The 15,473-nt window shown below is 71.1% G+C and carries 14 protein-coding genes; 4 read left to right on the top strand and 10 right to left on the bottom strand.

Translation table 11 applies throughout. The features are described from left to right. Window positions 1-19: 19 nt before the first annotated feature. From ACIPWY_RS18930 to ACIPWY_RS18945, 4 genes are all read right to left on the bottom strand, one after another. Entirely contained in the window at window positions 20-658 is a 639-nt protein-coding gene (locus ACIPWY_RS18930) for an SRPBCC family protein (protein ID WP_362907419.1), read from the bottom strand. A gap of 291 nt (window positions 659-949) precedes the next feature. Next, window positions 950-2,632 (bottom strand): AMP-binding protein, encoded by a 1,683-nt coding sequence (locus ACIPWY_RS18935; protein ID WP_401533959.1) that lies wholly within the window; start codon window positions 2,630-2,632, stop codon window positions 950-952. 69 nt (window positions 2,633-2,701) lie between these two features. Further along, entirely contained in the window at window positions 2,702-3,190 is a 489-nt protein-coding gene (locus ACIPWY_RS18940) for a PaaI family thioesterase (RefSeq protein WP_362907417.1), read from the bottom strand. Between the two features lie 43 nt (window positions 3,191-3,233). Further along, on the bottom strand, window positions 3,234-4,160 hold the full coding sequence (locus tag ACIPWY_RS18945; RefSeq protein ID WP_401533962.1) for an acyl-CoA thioesterase: 927 nt from the start codon (window positions 4,158-4,160) through the stop codon (window positions 3,234-3,236). A gap of 224 nt (window positions 4,161-4,384) precedes the next feature. On the opposite strand from ACIPWY_RS18945, the gene ACIPWY_RS18950 reads away from it, so the two are divergent. Further along, on the top strand, window positions 4,385-4,996 hold the full coding sequence (locus tag ACIPWY_RS18950; protein WP_401533964.1) for a TetR/AcrR family transcriptional regulator: 612 nt from the start codon (window positions 4,385-4,387) through the stop codon (window positions 4,994-4,996). Between the two features lie 18 nt (window positions 4,997-5,014). Here ACIPWY_RS18950 and ACIPWY_RS18955 read toward each other — a convergent pair whose 3' ends face one another. The 4 genes from ACIPWY_RS18955 to ACIPWY_RS18970 form a co-directional block, all read right to left on the bottom strand. Further along, window positions 5,015-6,313 (bottom strand): hypothetical protein, encoded by a 1,299-nt coding sequence (locus ACIPWY_RS18955; protein ID WP_401533966.1) that lies wholly within the window; start codon window positions 6,311-6,313, stop codon window positions 5,015-5,017. A gap of 91 nt (window positions 6,314-6,404) precedes the next feature. Further along, window positions 6,405-8,228, bottom strand: a complete 1,824-nt coding sequence (locus ACIPWY_RS18960) for an alkyl/aryl-sulfatase (RefSeq protein WP_401533968.1) — start codon at window positions 8,226-8,228, stop codon at window positions 6,405-6,407. A 20-nt stretch (window positions 8,229-8,248) separates the two neighbouring features. Beyond that, window positions 8,249-9,613, bottom strand: coding sequence for a dipeptidase (locus ACIPWY_RS18965; RefSeq protein ID WP_401533970.1), 1,365 nt, complete (start codon window positions 9,611-9,613; stop codon window positions 8,249-8,251). Between the two features lie 347 nt (window positions 9,614-9,960). Beyond that, window positions 9,961-10,344, bottom strand: a complete 384-nt coding sequence (locus tag ACIPWY_RS18970; protein WP_362907408.1) for a DUF488 family protein — start codon at window positions 10,342-10,344, stop codon at window positions 9,961-9,963. A gap of 98 nt (window positions 10,345-10,442) precedes the next feature. Between ACIPWY_RS18970 and ACIPWY_RS18975 the strand changes: the two genes are divergently transcribed. Then, the gene (locus ACIPWY_RS18975) at window positions 10,443-11,075 is read left to right on the top strand and encodes an HdeD family acid-resistance protein (RefSeq protein WP_362907406.1); all 633 of its coding nucleotides are present in this window, start codon (window positions 10,443-10,445) and stop codon (window positions 11,073-11,075) included. 171 nt (window positions 11,076-11,246) lie between these two features. Here ACIPWY_RS18975 and ACIPWY_RS18980 read toward each other — a convergent pair whose 3' ends face one another. After that, entirely contained in the window at window positions 11,247-12,377 is a 1,131-nt protein-coding gene (locus ACIPWY_RS18980; RefSeq protein ID WP_401533972.1) for a hypothetical protein, read from the bottom strand. A 204-nt stretch (window positions 12,378-12,581) separates the two neighbouring features. Further along, window positions 12,582-13,472, bottom strand: a complete 891-nt coding sequence (locus ACIPWY_RS18985; protein WP_362907405.1) for a GNAT family N-acetyltransferase — start codon at window positions 13,470-13,472, stop codon at window positions 12,582-12,584. Between the two features lie 248 nt (window positions 13,473-13,720). Here ACIPWY_RS18985 and ACIPWY_RS18990 point away from each other — a divergent pair, with 248 nt between their 5' ends. Together ACIPWY_RS18990 and ACIPWY_RS18995 are read left to right on the top strand one after the other, a co-directional pair. Further along, window positions 13,721-14,911, top strand: coding sequence for an acyl-CoA dehydrogenase family protein (locus tag ACIPWY_RS18990; protein ID WP_362907403.1), 1,191 nt, complete (start codon window positions 13,721-13,723; stop codon window positions 14,909-14,911). A 175-nt stretch (window positions 14,912-15,086) separates the two neighbouring features. Then, window positions 15,087-15,347 carry a transposase gene (locus tag ACIPWY_RS18995; protein WP_393700650.1) on the top strand — a complete coding sequence of 87 codons (261 nt, stop codon included), beginning with the start codon at window positions 15,087-15,089 and terminating at the stop codon, window positions 15,345-15,347. The last annotated feature ends 126 nt before the right edge of the window (window positions 15,348-15,473 follow it).

Below are 15,473 nucleotides of genomic sequence, written 5' to 3' on the forward strand. Positions count from 1 at the left end.
GGGATTTGATGTGGGCGGCTCAGGCCGCGGGGCGCGACGCGCGTTCCTTGGCGGCAGGGACCGAGGCGGGGCGCGGCTCGGGGTGCGGCCCAGGGTGGGGCTGGAGGTGCGGTGGGACCGACGGCGAGAGGGGCGGCGGAGTGGCCGCGGGTATGACGGCCGGCGCGAGTGCCGGCACGGGCGTGCGTATCCGTCGCGGGGCGGCGATGACGTGGCAGTGCGGGGCGCCGAGGCGCTCGCCGAGTCGGCGTGCGTCCCTCGGCAGATCGCGCCGCCAGGCCATGGCGACGATGGGCGCGAGCAGCATCAGGGCGCCCGCCAGGCGGCACTGCACGGTGAGGCGCAGGAGGGTGCCGCGGCGGCGCGGCGAGAGCGTGAACGAGTAGAACGGGGTCTGGGCGCCCAGGGGGTTCCACATCCGGTCGCCACGGAAGACGAGGTGCTCGCCCGGGACGTACGCCACGCACTGGAGCAGCTGGTCCCGGTGACGCCCGGGAAAGCGGTACACATGGGCCACGCCGGGGCCTGCGGGCTCTGCGCTCTCGGCGACGCTGGCGACCCCTGAGAACCAGAGTTCGAGATTGCGTGCGTCGGCAAGGAAGTCGTACACCTCATTGACGGATCGGCTGATGTGGACGTCCACGGAAATCTCTGGCATCACGCACCTCCCCGGCGCCCGTCCGGTCGTCGGCGCGGTTGCCGACGGGTACGACACCCCACGGGCTCTACATTCCAAACGTGCGTGCGGATCGGCTCCACGACATCTCGGGTTAGCCCGAACGGGTGACAGGGCAGGCACGTACGGTGGTCGCCTGCCCGGAACACCGCCTGCCATGCGGCTCGGGGCGGCTGGGGGTGTGAGGGAGGTGCGGGGGAGGTGTGAGCGGGGTGGGCCGGGTCTCCATCGATCGAGGGACCTCGCGCCGGGTGTGTTGAACGTTCGTTAAATCTACGGCTGGTGTGCCCGCCGCAGCTCCGCCTTCAGGACCTTCCCCGCGGCCGAGGTCGGCAGCGCCTCCAGGAACCGCACCTCACGCACCCGCTGGTACGGCGCGACGCGGGTGGACACGTACGCCATGAGTTCCTGGGCGAGTGCCGGTCCGGGGGCCGGCACTGCATCGGGGCGCGCCACGACGCACGCCACGGGGATCTCGCCCGCCTCCGTGGCGGGAACCCCGATCACCGAGACCTGCGCGACCGCCGGATGTCCGCTGAGGATCTCCTCCAGTTGGCCCGGATAGACGTTGTATCCCTTGTAGATGAGCATGTCCTTGGCGCGCCCCACGATGTAGACGTGGCCGCGCTCGTCGCACCGCGCCAGGTCGCCCGTGCGCAGCCAGCCGTCGACGAACTGCTCGGCCGTGAGTTCCGGGTGGCGGTGGTAGCCCGCCGTGATCTGCGGGCCGCGCGCCCACAGCTCCCCCGTCTCGCCGTCGGGGACGCGACTCCCGGTCTGTACGAGGTCCCGGATCTCGACCTCGGTGTCGAACACGGGCAGGCCGACCGACCCGGTCGGCACCGGGTCGTCGGGGTCGACGATCCCCGACGTGACACCCATGGTGGCCTCGGTCAGCCCGTACCCCTCCACGACACAGGCCCGGGGGAAGAGCGTCCGCAGGGCCCGCAGTGTCGTCGTATCGATGGGCGCGGCACCCGAGTTGACCACGCGGACCGCCGGGAGCGCGCGACCCTGCGCGGCGGGGGCGGCGAGCAGGGCGTGGAAGAGCGCGGGGGAGCCGGCGATCTGGGTGGCTTCGAACTTCTCGGCCAGTTCGAGGAACCGCTCGGGGTCGAAACGGCCGGCGAGGACGCTCGTCAGCCCCGCGAGCACGCCGATCGACTGGCCCACCAGGCCCATGGCGTGGAAGAACGGCGCGACGGCGATCGAGAGGCCCTGCCCGGGAGGGTTGGTGTACTCGGTGGCGGCCTCGGGCACCGGGTCGAGGAAGATGCCCCCGTCGGGGTCCACCGCGGGTACGGCCGCCGCGCGCCAGCACGTGAACTGGAGGCAGTTCGCCACGACATGGCGGTGCAGCACCTGGACCGCCTTCGAGCGCCCCGTCGTGCCGCCCGTGAAGGACAGGTGGGCGACCGCGTCGGGCGAAACGTGCGGGCCGGGCTCCGCCTCGCCCGCGAGCAGCTCGGTGAGCGGCACCGTGCCGTCGGGGTGCGCCGGATCGCCGGGTGCGACGGCCGACGGCGGTACGACGGCGACCAGTTCGAGCGCGTCGGTGCCCGCCGCGAGAAGCGCCGCGGCCGTGGCCGGGTGCGTCACGACCGCGCGGGCGCCCGCCTCGTCCAGCTGTGCGCGCACGGCGGCCGGGGGGAGGGTCGGGTTGATCGGCGCCACGATCGCGCCGGCCAGCAGGATCCCGTAGTAAGTAACGGGAAACCAGAGGGAGTTGGGCTGATGCAGTGCTACCACGGTGCCTTGGGTGACGCCGTGGTCGCGCAGGCCTCGGGCGAGGCGGAGTGCCTGTTCGTGCAGTTCCGCGTAGGTCAGCGTGTCGTCGCCGTCGCGCAGGGCGACGCGGTCGGGGTATCTCCTGGCCGAGCCGGCGAGGATGTCTCCGACGGCCGCCTCCGGGTAGGAGAGGCGGGCCGGCATGCCCTTGGGGCGGCGACGGATCACGCGACAACTCCCTTGTCGACGGGTGCGACGGGCGTGCTGTCAGAACATTCGGCGCTGTCAGAACATTCGTTAAGCTACGGTCCCCGCCGGTGCGTGTCCAGACGTCTGCAGCAGGGCCCGGTTGGGCGTCATCGAAGCAGTGGCCTCCGCGCACAGCCTGCCCGCCGAGTCCTCGACGGCCGCCCGTACCAGCGTCCGGAGCCGGCCCGGCTTGAGCACCGTCCCGACCACCTTGTACGTGGCGTCCGCCCGGAGCGGGCGCAGGTACTCGACGTTCAGGCTCATCGTCAGGAACGGTGTGAGCGGCTCGCTCCCGGACATCACGGCGGCGCCGCACGCCTCGTCGAGCGTCGTCGCGATGAAGCCGCCGTGCACGACACCGCCCCGGTTGAGCAGGGACTCCCCGGGCGACCAGGCCATCTCCACCCGTCCCTTGTCGACCTGGGTGATACGCAGGCCGAACTGCGTATAGGGGACGTGCGGCGAGTGCCCCAGTTCCTCGGCGAGCGTGCGGATGCGGTCGAGGCCGGTGCCTGCGCCCCAGGAGAAGTCGGGCATGTGGAGTGGATTCCTTCCGGTTGCACTGCGGGGGTGGGCGGGGTCAGGCGGTCGCGGGCCGGTGGCGGATCAGCGCTTCCTGGAGCACCGAGGCGACCAACTGGCCGTCCTGCGACCAGAGTTCACCGCGTGACATCGCGCGGCCGTCGGACAGGTTCGTGGTGTGCTGGGCGTACAGCAGCCAGGCGTCGGCGCGCGCGGGACGGTGGAACCACATGGCGTGGTCCAGCGACGCCAGCCGCACCCTCGGCCGCCGGGTACGCCGCGCACCGGGCGACTCCCAGGGAAGCGCGGCCGTGGGGGAGATCGTCAGGTCGGAGAGGTAGGCGAGCGCCGCGGCGTGCAGCACAGGCTCGTCGGGCAGCGGTCGCGCCGCCCGCAGCCAGCAGCGCCGCCGCGACATGCCCTCCGCCCGCGCCGCCAGTTCATCGGCGTCCGCCTCCACGATCCGCAGGTCGACGGCGCGGGGGATGACGGATTCCGCGAACCGCTCCGGGTGCTCCCGGGCCATCACCTGGTACGGGGCCTCGCACGCGTCCGGCGCCGGTGCGCCGGGCATCTCCGGCTGATGGTCGAGCGCGTTCTCGGCCTTCTTGAAGGAGGCGGAGAGACTGAGCACGGTCATGCCGTCCTGGCGTGCGGCCACCTGCCGAGCCGCGTAGGACGCCCCGTCCCGCAACCGCTCCACCTCGTACGAGACCGGGGCCTGTGGGGCCACCGGACGCAGGAAGTAGGCGTGCAGGGAGTGCGGTTGCCGCCCGCCGTCGACCGTGCGCCCCGCCGCCAGCAGAGCCTGCGCGAGCGTGACCCCGCCGAAGGCCAGCGGCGGCCGGCCCGTGTGCGGCATGCCGGTGAAGGCGCTGTCGCCCGACGCGTCGAGATCCAGTAGCTCACCGAGGGGGAGCAGGTCCGCGCGGCCGGACGTGGCATCGGCCTGCGCCACGGCGAGTTGGTTGTATTGAGCACCCATGGTCGGCATGCTGCCAGTCCGGACGCCCCCAGGGCTGTGACGGTGATCACGTGGCCCGCAGCCGTGCCGCCAGGATCGGAACTCCGAGGCGTCCGCGCTGGTCATTTGCCCTGTGACCGGCCGGTTCGTGGTGTGTGCCAGTACACTCGGCGGCGTCCCGCTCCGACTGTTCGACCGTTCGTTCAGCGCGCGGCGCCGGGACGGGAGCAGGAGATCGGAGAACTGTGTCCACGCAACCCGCAGGCCACAAGGCCATCGTCGAGGCTGCCCGGCAGGAGTTCTCCGAGCGGGGCTACGGAACCACCTCGATCCGCGACATCGCCCAGCGCGCGGGGGTGAGCCTGTCCGCCCTGTACTACTACTACAAAGGCAAGCAGGACCTCCTGGTCGCCATCCTCGACGACGGTCTCGACGCCTACTTCAACGCGTGCGACGAGGCGTTGGAGGCGGCGGGCGACGACCCCGCCGAGCAACTGGAGGCGCTCGTCGCGGCGACCGTACGGTTCCGTACCGACCACCCCGTGAAGAGCAGCATCGTGCTGACCGAAGGGCGCAGCCTGGAGCCGGAGCACCTGGCGCGCTACCGGAAGAACGAGGCGCGCGGCAGCCGGCAGTTCCGCGAGGTCGTCGAGCGGGGCGTGACACAGGGCATCTTCCTCACCCCGTACCCGGACGACGCCCGGCGCGCGGTGATCGCCATGTGCAACGCGATCGCGGAGTGGTACCGGACGGAAGGACCCGTGTCCGTGGACGAGTTGGTCGAGAGGTACGTGGCCCTCGCGCTGACCGTGGTCGAGTACCGCCCCCGCGCCGTACGCCGACCCGCGCGCGCCTGACACCGAAGCGCCACCGCGTCACCCGGCAGGGGCCGCCGTCACATGCGGCGATCCGTCGTCGTCAAGGAACTCGACCACCGCGAGAGCGATGAGCGCACACAGCGCGATCCATACGATGACGACGCCCGTCGGACGGTCCCACACCAGCATGATCACGGCCGACACCACGACGACGGTCCAGTTCAGCCACGTCTTCGCCCGGTGCACCCAGGCGCCCACCGGGCCGCCCGTGAGGCCGGCCGCGTCGCGCACCGCGCCGATGCCGCCGCGCCACATGGCCTTGACCCGGGTCGCGGCACGGCCGTCGCCGGTCAGCCAGGCCGCGAGCGCCACCACCACACCGACGGTGATCACCATGCGCACGGTCGTCCGCAGGTACCGCACCAGCGCGTCGTACACGGCCCCGGCGGCGGGCTGCGAGATCTCGGCGGGCAACCCGTCGAGGTAGATCGCGCGGAAGACCCACAGGCCGATGCCGAGGATCGCGGCGCCCACCGCGACGGCGATCCCCGCCGCCACGAGCGCGCGGCGCCTGCGGACGGCCAGGAGGACGGCGCAGGCGGCGAGGACCAGGGTCATGACCGGCAGCCAGACACCCATGAGCTGGAGCAGCCGGAACCCCTTCTTGACCTTTCCGATGGAGTCCGACGTCATGACCGTGAAGTCGGTGTGCACCTCGGGGATCTTCGAGGCGACCTTGAGGCCGCGGTCGACGAGCCGCTGTTTCACCTCCTCGATGACGGGAGCCAGGTCGATGGTCACCGCGTCGTTCGTGAGCTTGACGGCGCCGCCGCCGCTCCCGGTCAGCGCCTTGTCGACCGCCGTGTGCACGCGCCGGTTGAGGCCGGTCCACAGCGTCTCGAACGCGTCGCTCGACACGAACTTCTGCACGGTGTCGTGTACGAATCCGCTGAGTCCGCTGGTGAGCGGGCCGCTCAGCCTCCCCAATGCCTTTTCGAGCCTCGGCCGGTCCTCGGGTGCCACGTCGCTGAGGAGCGTCTTGAGATCGATGTGTTCCATGACGGCGTGCGTGACGCGGTCCGTGACGGCGGCCTGGACAGCGGGCTCGGAAGCCAGCGGTTTCACCGTCGCCACATAGCGATCGGTGTCGCCGACGACGTCGTCGGCCCAGGTCGCGACGGCGCTGAGCGGCGTCAGGATGGCCACGAGGACGATCAGGAGGCCCGCGAAGAACGAGCGCAGACGGTGCCGGGGCCGCGCAGGCGCCGCGGACTCCAGCTGGGCGACCCGCGCGCGGAGCGAGGCGATCTCGTCGCTCGCGTCCCCCGGGGGACGGTCCTCACGGTCCGGTGTCATGTACTCATGGGATGCCATGGGGTGGCGGAGGGCCCGCTGGACTAGTGCGTACGGGCTGTGGTCCGGTCGCGCACCCCGCCCGTCGCCACGGTCACGGGGTCACGATCGCGAAATCCGGATCGTTCTCGTCGAGGACCGAGAGCAGGGTGTCGAGGGCGCCCAGGTCGCCCGAGTGGTAGACGCCGTGGAGCCCCTTCCCCGCCAGCAGGGTGAGGAGTTGGGGCTTCGTCAGCGTGAGGGATAGGTCCGCGCTGTCGGCGGGCCGGGTCGTACGGGTGTGGACCAGGACACCGTTGTGCAGCGTCATGCGGTACATCTCTCCCAGGTCCGACAGGTGCCAGTGCAGGGTGAGCGAGTGGTCCCACGCCCTGGGCCCGTCGACCCGGACCGCGAGCGAGTCGAAGAGCTGCTCGACGCTCATGGCCTCAGCCATGCTGCCGCCGCCGATGTTGGTCGCCTTGATCTCGCCGCGCAGCTCCTGGGAGCCGGTGAGGTAGCAGTTGCGCCAGGTCGCGCACTCCGCGCCCTGCGCGAGCCGTTCGAAGGCCTGGGCGAGCAGCTCCTTCGCGTCGGCGCTGTCCGGCGCGGCGAACACGGCGTGCCTCAGGAGCTGGGCGGCGAACCGCAGATCGCCCTCCTCCAGGTACGAACGGGCCTTGCCGAGGACCGATTCGAGGCCGCCCATGCACTCGACGTACCGCTCGGCGGTCTCGGTGGGCGGGTGCTCCCACAGAGAGGCGGGGTTGCCGTCGTACCAGCCCATGTAACGCTGGTAGACGGCCTTCACGTTGTGGCTGACGGAGCCGTAGTAGCCGCGCGCGTGCCAGGCCGTGGCGAGCGCCGGCGGCAGCTCGATCAGCTCGGCGATCTCCGTCCCCGTGTACCCCTGGTTGATCAGCCGCAAGGTCTGGTCGTGCAGATACGCGTACAGGTCGCGCTGCTCCGCCAGGAACGACCTGATCCGGTCCGAGCCCCAGGTGGGCCAGTGGTGCGAGGCGAACAGTACGTCCGCGTCGTGGCCGAAGAGTTCGACGGCCTCGTTGAGGTAGCGGGCCCAGATCCGGGCGTCGCGGACCACTGCGCCGCGCAGGGTCAGGACGTTGTGCAGGTTGTGCGTGGCGTTCTCGGCCATGCACAGGGCGCGCCGCTGGGGCAGCAGGAAGTTCATCTCCGCCGGAGCCTCGGTGCCCGGTGTCATCTGGAAGCGGAACACGACGCCGTCGAGGGTCAGTTCCTGTCCTGTGTGCCGGACGTCGACCGTGGGCGCCACCATCCCCGCGGTGCCGGTCGACGCGGTGAAACCGAGTCCCATGCCCACGAGCCCTTCCGGCCCCCGCTCCAGGTTGGAGCCCGAGTAGTAGACGCCGCGGCGCAGCATCGCCGTACCCGCGTACACGGTCTCCGACACGGAGTGCTCCATGAAGCCCTGCGGAGCGACCACGGGCACGCCGTCGTCGGCTCCGATGACGCCGAGCACACCGCCGAAGTGGTCGATGTGGGAGTGGGTGAACACGACGGCGGCGACCGGCCGTTCGCCGCGCTGCGACCGGTACAGCTCCAGAGCGGCGGCCGCCGTCTCCGTCGAGGCGAGCGGGTCGACGACCACGACGCCGTGGTCGCCCTCGATCAGCGTCATGTTGGAGAGGTCGAACCCGCGCACCTGGAAGACACCCTCGGTCACCTCGAACAGACCGGCCCGCGCGCACAGTTGGGACTGTCGCCACAGGTTCGGGTGCGCGGTGCCGGGACAGTCCTCGTCGAGGAACGCGGTGTCGTCGAAGTTCCACACGACGCGCCCGTCCTCGGCCGTGATGGTCGAGGAGAGCGGCGGAGAGACGAGACCCCGGTCCGCCTCCTCGAAGTCGGACCGGTCGGCGAAGTCGGGGTCGGCGGTGGGGGTGTCGGCGGTGGTCACTTCGGTCTCCCAGGGGGGTGTCAGCGGCGCGCTTCGGTGCCGTACGCGCGCAGGAACAGTGCCTCCACCTGCGCCATGTGCTCGATCTCGGAGGGGTCCACGCTCTCGTTCGGGGCGTGGACGAGGCACTGCGGTTCCGCCACCCCCATCAGGACGATCTCGGCTCGGGGAAAGGCCTGGGCGAGGACGTTGCACAGCGGGACGGAGCCGCCCTGGCCGAGGAATTCCATCGGTTTTCCGTACACGGTGGCCATGGCCCGGCCCAGCGCCGCGTACGCGGGACCGCCGGTGGCGGCCCGGAACGGGGAGGCGGTGGACCCGGCCTCCACGGCGACCCGCGCACCCCACGGTGCCGCCGCCAGGAGATGCGCGGTGAGCGCCTCGCGCGCCGCGTCGGCGTTCGTGCCAGGGGGCACGCGCAGGCTCACCCGCGCGCGGGCCGTCGCGGGGATCGAGGCGGACGAAGCGGCCACCGGCGGACAGTCGATGCCGAGGACCGTGACCGCGGGACGCGCCCAGAGCCGGTCCGCGACGGAGCCCGTCCCGGTCAGCCGCACCCCGTCGAGAACGCCCGCGTCCTTGCGGAACCGCTCCTCGTCGTACCTGGCGCCCGCCCACGTCCCTGTGCCGTCGAGCCCGTCGATGCGTGTGGCGCCCGTCTTCGGGTCGCGCAGGGTCGACAGCATCTGGACGAGCGCGGCGAGGGCGTCGGGCGCGGGTCCGCCGAACATGCCGGAGTGCACGTCGCCGGCCAGCGTGTCGACGCTCACCACGACCTCACCGAGACCACGCAGGGACGTCGTCGCCGTGCCCGTGCCGACCGCCGCGTTCCCGGTGTCGCAGATCAACAGGGCGTTCGCGAGGAACAGTTCGGGATGCTGGGCGACGTACGCCTCCAGGCCGCCCGTGCCCTGCTCCCGTGCGCCTTCGGCGACGAACTTGATGCCGACGGGGAGGTCGTCCCCGAGGGCCCGCAGCGCCGTGAGGTGCATGACGATGTTGCCCTTGCAGTCCGCGGTGCCCCGCCCGTACCAGCGTCCGTCGCGCTCGGTGAGGGTGAACGGGGGGCTCGTCCAGGCCGCGTCGTCGAGCGGCGGACGCACGTCGTAGTGGCAGTACAGGAGCACGGTCGGCGCGCCGGGCGGTGCCGGCCGGTGCCCGATGACGGCAAGGCTGCCGTCCGGGGTCTCGGCGAGGTGGACGTCGTGCAGGCCCGCCTCGGCGAACGTGTCCGCGACCCACTGCGCGGCCTCGCGGCACCCCTCGGGCGGGTACTGGCGCGGGTCGGCGACGGACGGGACGGCGACGAGCTCGCCCAGGTCGGCCTTCGCCCGCGGCATCAACTCGGCGATGCGGGCGGCCAGTTCACTGTCGGGCGCGGACATGCTTCATCGCCTCGCTGTGTCGTCGGTCCCGAGGCCGTCGATCTTGTCCTGGATCCGGTCGAGCCGGTCGGGGCGGTGGAGGGTCAGGACGACGGCCTCGGCGGCCATGGCCTCGACGGCCCTGCGGTCGGAGATCAGGTCATACGGGCCCTCCCGGGGGTGCTACGGCGAGCCCCGGCGCCACCGGTGCCCGCGTCGCTCGGACGAGGCCATGCGTCCATGCGATGCGTCGTTGCACAAAATTGGCATAGCTTGTGCCGGTTCGCACCTGCTGTCGGGTCGGGCCCGTACGCCCGAGGCGCCGCGTGGTGGTGCGGCGGGACCCGGTCGTACCGTCCCCGGGCCGGTCAGCTCCCGGTCAGATGCCGCACCAGGACCGGCACATGGCTGTGCTCGATGTCCTTGACCGAGGTGACCAGCGTGACCGTGCTCGTACGGGCCAGCGCCCGCAGCCTGTCCGTCAGCTCCACGCGGTCCGGCTCCGCGAGCTCGACGCGGTAGCGGCGTTCGAACTCCGGGAAACGGGACTCACGGTCCTCGTGGTACCAGGAGCGCAGCGCGGTGGACGGCGTCAGGTCCTTCATCCACTCCTGGACGTCGGCCCGCTCCTTGGAGACGCCGCGCGGCCACAGGCGGTCCACCAGGACCCGGATTCCGTCGGCGGGCGACGGCGGATCGTAGACCCGACGGACACGGAAGGGCGGTTCGGAGCTCTTGGAGCGTTCGGTCATGGCCCAATTGTGCGGAGTCTCGCGGCTTCGTGCCGGTGGCGTACGTCATTCGCCTCACCCGAGTGGCGGTCCCGCCGTCTTCGTGTGAACAGTCGGATATGACCCACGCACCGCACGAACCCCGAATCCCGACGTCCGAAGAAACCCGCGAAGAGCGCCCGGCCGCGCCCCAGGGGCCGCTCGGACGCCTGGCTCAATCCGCGTGGCAGGTGGTGCTCCTGGCGGGACTGGCGGCCGTGATCCTGGGCGTGCTGGTCCTCGTCTGGCCCGGGGCTTCCCTGTTCGCCGCCGGAGTGCTCTTCGGCGTCTATCTCCTGGTCACCGGCATCTTCCAGGTGGTGGCCGCGTTCGGCACCCATGTCACCACCGGGCTGCGCGTGATGGCCTTCATCAGCGGCGCGCTGTCGATCCTGCTGGGCCTGTTCTGTTTCCGCGGGGCGATGCAGTCGATCCTGCTGCTCGCGCTGTGGATCGGCATCGGCTGGCTGTTCCGCGGCATCACCCAGGCTGTCGCGGCCGGCTCCGACCCGGCGATGCCGGCGCGCGGCTGGCAGATCTTCCTCGGCATCGTGAGCGCGCTGGCCGGTGTGGTCCTGATCGTCTCGCCGTTCGAGTCCGTCGCCGTACTCACCCTGGTCGGCGGCTGCTGGCTGATCGCCGTCGGCGTGGTGGAGATGGTCACGGCGATCCAGCTGCGGGGCAAGGCGAAGCGGATGCCGCAGGGGGCGTGACGGGCTTTCAAGGACGCTGGGCCGGCACGTGAGCGCCGGGCGCCCGCATCAGGACGCCCGGCGCGACAGCCGACCTGCCGGGCTCTGAGGACGCTGGTCCGGCGCGACAGCCGACCTGCCGACGGCTTCGAGGATGACGGTCCGGCGCGACAGCCGACCTGCCGGTGACGGTCAGACCGCGACCGTCTCCTCCATCTCTTCCTCCGCCGCCTCCTCGGAGCTCTCCGTGGAGCGTGCGGGAGACTCCGTCACGCTGTGCGCGGCGTGCTGCCGGGGCTCGGCCGCATCGGCGCCGCGCCGTCGCTCCGTGAGGGCGGCGAGCCCCGTCATGACCAGGCCGACGACGAGCCAGACGGCCAGCGTCCACACGTTCCTGGCCAGGCCGTGGCTGCCGAAGTAGAGCAGGCTGCGCGAGCCCTCGACGAAGCCCGCGCCGTTCCAGAAGGCGTGCAGGGTGCCGAAGAAGCCGTTCTGCAGCTCGGGCCGGTAGAGGCCGCCGGAGCTGGTGAAGTTCAGCATCACGAACAGGACCATGAGCGCCAGCGTCGTCCACCTCTTCAGGAACGTGTGCAGACCCACGCCGACGAACAGGATGCCCGCCGAGTACAGCCAGGACATGGCCCACATGCCCCACAGGCCGTGGTGGGCCAGGTGGAAGACGGGCCCTGCGAGTGCCGCGCCGACGAGGCCGACCACGCCGGACACACCGACCACGAGCGCGGCCCGCGTCCGCATCGACAGGGCGGAGCCCGCCGCGCCGACCACGGCCACCGACGCGTACGAACCGATGCTCAGAGCCACCAGCAGGAAGAACAGGCCCTGTCCCGTCGGGTCGTCCGAGACGGTCGGGGTCACGTCGGTCACCTTGAGCGGCACGCCTTGCTGTGTGGCGACAGGCGTGAAGATCTTCTCGGCGGTGATCGCGCTCATGTCGGACCCGGCGGTCGCGACGATCAGCTCGGGGGACTTCGCGCTCAGCACGTACGCGCCGTCGATGTCACGCGACCGAAGCTGCTCCACGGCCGCCGAGCGGCTGTCGAGCGTACGGACGTCGAGTGCGTCACCGGCCTTGTCCTTCACCGTCTGGGCGAAGACCTTCGTCTCGGGCCCCGACCCGACGACCGCCACCGGCAGATGGTGCGGCTCGGGCGCCACGAAGGCCCCCATGTAGGCGAGCCCCATGCCCACGCACATCAGCAGCGGGGTGATGAGGTGCGTCACGACGTGGCGCAGAGCCGGATTCCGCACGCCGTGCACGGCGCCCGAGTGCTCGGGGCGGTGTGCCTTGTGATCGGCGGGCATGGGCAGGACCTCCAGTGATGGGCGGAGAGCAGAGGCGGGCGTTGGCGTATACAGCTCATAGAGTTGGTGTTTACAACCTTCGCTCACGTTGTACTCTACAACTACCTCGGCGCGGTGGTGGCCGGGGGAGGGTGTGACGATGGCCACCGCGGTCCCGCGATGGCCGTCGTGCGCGCCTTCAGGTCCGGTCGAGAGCCGAGGTCGTCAGGCCTGCTGGAGGTCGAGCTGGTACTCGTAGGTCCGGTGCGTCGGCACGTATCCGAGTCCGTCGTTCACCGCGCGCATGTGCGTGTTGCTGTCGGCGGTGTCCGTGAGCAGGCCCCCGAGCTCGGGGTGGCGGCTGCGGGCGCGGAGGATCGACTCGGCCTTCATCCAGCGCGCGAGCCCGTGACCGCGGTGTTCGGGCAGCACGCCCGTTCCGTAGTGCTCCCCGTCGCCCGTGCCGTCACCGGGGACGACAAGCTCGGTGAACCCCACGACCGTGCCGTCGGTGGTGTCGACCGCCGCCACCGTGTCGAGGTGTTCGCCGCGCTCCTCGACCGCCTTGGCCACCGCGCGGACCCGGTCCACGTCCCACGCGACCGTCCCGTAGTCGGTGTCGTCCATCGGCATGTCGTCCATGGCGCGACGCGACGCGGCGAACGTCGCGGCCAGGTCGTCCGGAACGGTCCCTTCCCAGGAGACGAGCCGGTAGCCGGGGTGCGCCGCATGCTTCGTCCGGGTCAGGGCCGGGACATCCGCGTCCGAGAGTGGGAGCCGCGCGTAGGTCAGGTTCAGCACCCGGCGGAACCCTCGCGCGGCCAGGAACAGGTCGGCGGGTGAGCCGTCGTCGGCCGGCGCGGTGAGCGAGCGCCGCCCGTCGTCCTTCGCGCCCTTCACCGCCGCGTCGAGGAGCAGGGTGCCGGCGCCGCGACGGCGTTCCGCGGGATGCACCTGGAGGGACAGCTGGGCGAGATGCCGCTGCCCGTCCCGGTCGATGAGCCGCAGGAACGCGGAGCCGACCGGGTTCCCGTCGGCGTCCGACGCCAGCCAGGCGAGGCGGCGGGTGTCCGGACCACCGGACGGATCGGTCAGCGGTGTCAGGTTCAGCGACAAGAGGGCTCCTTGGGCGGGGAGTTGAGGGCGCGGCTGAACCTAACCACGGGCGCGCGCCCCCGCAAAGGGATTGACCGCGGGCGCCCCCGCAAAGGGATCGACCGCGCGGGACCCGGCCAAGGGGTTGACGGCGAGGGCTCCGGCACCGGAACCGTCCGCCCGTGCCCATTCCCTATTTCTGTAACGAGTTCTACTGTGTGCGCCGTCAGGACCGGGAACCGGTGTACCAGCGACCGCCAGGAGGGGCCGTGCACCTCGAATACACGCCCGAGCAACAGCAGTTGCGCGCGGAGCTGCGCGCCTACTTCGCGGAGCTGGTGCCCGACAACGCGTACGCCCGCTACGAGGACCCGGCCGCGCAGAAGCGGTTCTACCGGGAGACGGTGCGCCGGCTCGGCACCGACGGGTGGCTGGGCGTCGGCTGGCCGAAGGAGTACGGCGGGCGCGGCCTCACGCCCATGGAACAGTTCATCTTCTTCGACGAGGCCGCGCAGGCGGGGGTGCCCCTGCCGCTCATGGCGCTCAACACCGTCGGCCCCACGATCATGCAGTACGGCAGTGACGAGCAGAAGGCGTACTTCCTGCCGAAGATCCTCTCCGGAGAGCTCGACTTCGCCATCGGCTACAGCGAGCCCGACGCGGGCACCGACCTCGCCGCGCTGAAGACGCGGGCGGTGCGCGAGGGGGACGAGGCCACCGGCCACTACACGGTGAACGGGCAGAAGATCTGGACGACCAACGGCGACACGGCCGACTGGGTGTGGCTCGCCGTGCGCACCGACCCGGACGCCCCGCCGCACAAGGGCATCACCATGCTCCTCGTGCCGACGTCGGACCCCGGCTACTCCTGCACCCTCATCAACACCCTTGCCTCGCACGACACCACGGCCAGCTACTACGAGAACATCCGCGTTCCCGTCAGCCGGCGCGTAGGCGAGGAGAACAAGGGCTGGCGCCTCATCACGAACCAGCTCAACCACGAGCGCGTCACGCTCGCCGCCCACGGCACCATGGCCATCCGCGCCCTGCGCGACGTGCAGCGCTGGGCCATGGACACCAAACTGGCCGACGGGCGCCGGGTCATCGACCTCGGCTGGGTGCGGAAGCGCCTCGCCCAGACCCACACCCGGCTCGACGCGATGAAACTCCTCAACTGGCAGATGGTGAACGCCGTCCAGGAAGGCAGCCTCACCCCGCAGGACGCCTCCGCCGTGAAGGTGTACGGCTCCGAGGCGCGTCGTGAGGCGTACGCCTGGCTGATGGAGGTCGTCGCGGCGGCGGGAGCGCTCAAGGAGGGCTCCGCGGGCGCCGTTCTGCACGGCGAGCTCGAACGTGGCTACCGATCAGCCGTGATCTTCACCTTCGGCGGCGGGAACAACGAGATCCAGCGCGAAATCATCTCCTGGATAGGCCTGGGAATGCCGCGCGTGCGCCGCTGAGGCCCTTGTGACGAGGATTTTTAGTTGGCACAAAAGAGGGATAGTTGGCACCAAGATCACTGTTGGTTTCTAGAGGTGATGGCGCCTCACTGCCCAACGGTGGCGCGCTAGCTGAAAGCTGGCCATGAGAGACGAACCTGGCAGGGGCGACAGGTAGGGAGCTTCACCCCTCGCTGTGGACACCTGCCAGTTTGATCTTGTAGGTCTGGGAAGGGAAGCCCAGGCGAGACGCCCGTCGAAGTGCCTGGGCAAGTTCCGTCGTGACGCGGTCGCGCTGTATCGAGATTGGGGCGGCCACCGAACTGCGGTCGCGAAGGAGACGGGGGTCAACCCGGACACCTTGCGGAACTGGGTGCGGGCTGCTGAGGTCGAGCGGGGGCCGATCCACACCACCAAGTGGACAAAGGCGAGGACAGCAGCGGCACGGCACAGGTGATCGCCAATCCCGAGAGAGCGTCGGCGCTGCACAGTACGCGCCGGCGCAACGGCCAGTCTCGGTCCGCGGCGCTCACTGGTGTCCGCTCCCGGCGCGGTCAGCGTGGCCGCAGGGCTCCGTAGACGG

It is taken from the genome of Streptomyces sp. NPDC090032 (assembly GCF_044748025.1).
In the GTDB taxonomy this organism is placed as follows: Bacteria; Actinomycetota; Actinomycetes; order Streptomycetales; family Streptomycetaceae; genus Streptomyces.

Coding starts and splice junctions, on each gene's coding strand:
- ACIPWY_RS18930 (WP_362907419.1), bottom strand. CDS start 658: ATGCCAGAGATTTCCGTGGACGTCCACATCAGCCGATCCGTCAATGAG.
- ACIPWY_RS18965 (WP_401533970.1), bottom strand. CDS start 9,613: ATGTCCGCGCCCGACAGTGAACTGGCCGCCCGCATCGCCGAGTTGATG.
- ACIPWY_RS18955 (WP_401533966.1), bottom strand. CDS start 6,313: ATGACACCGGACCGTGAGGACCGTCCCCCGGGGGACGCGAGCGACGAG.
- ACIPWY_RS18975 (WP_362907406.1), top strand. CDS start 10,443: ATGACCCACGCACCGCACGAACCCCGAATCCCGACGTCCGAAGAAACC.
- ACIPWY_RS18945 (WP_401533962.1), bottom strand. CDS start 4,160: ATGGGTGCTCAATACAACCAACTCGCCGTGGCGCAGGCCGATGCCACG.
- ACIPWY_RS18940 (WP_362907417.1), bottom strand. CDS start 3,190: ATGCCCGACTTCTCCTGGGGCGCAGGCACCGGCCTCGACCGCATCCGC.
- ACIPWY_RS18980 (WP_401533972.1), bottom strand. CDS start 12,377: ATGCCCGCCGATCACAAGGCACACCGCCCCGAGCACTCGGGCGCCGTG.
- ACIPWY_RS18970 (WP_362907408.1), bottom strand. CDS start 10,344: ATGACCGAACGCTCCAAGAGCTCCGAACCGCCCTTCCGTGTCCGTCGG.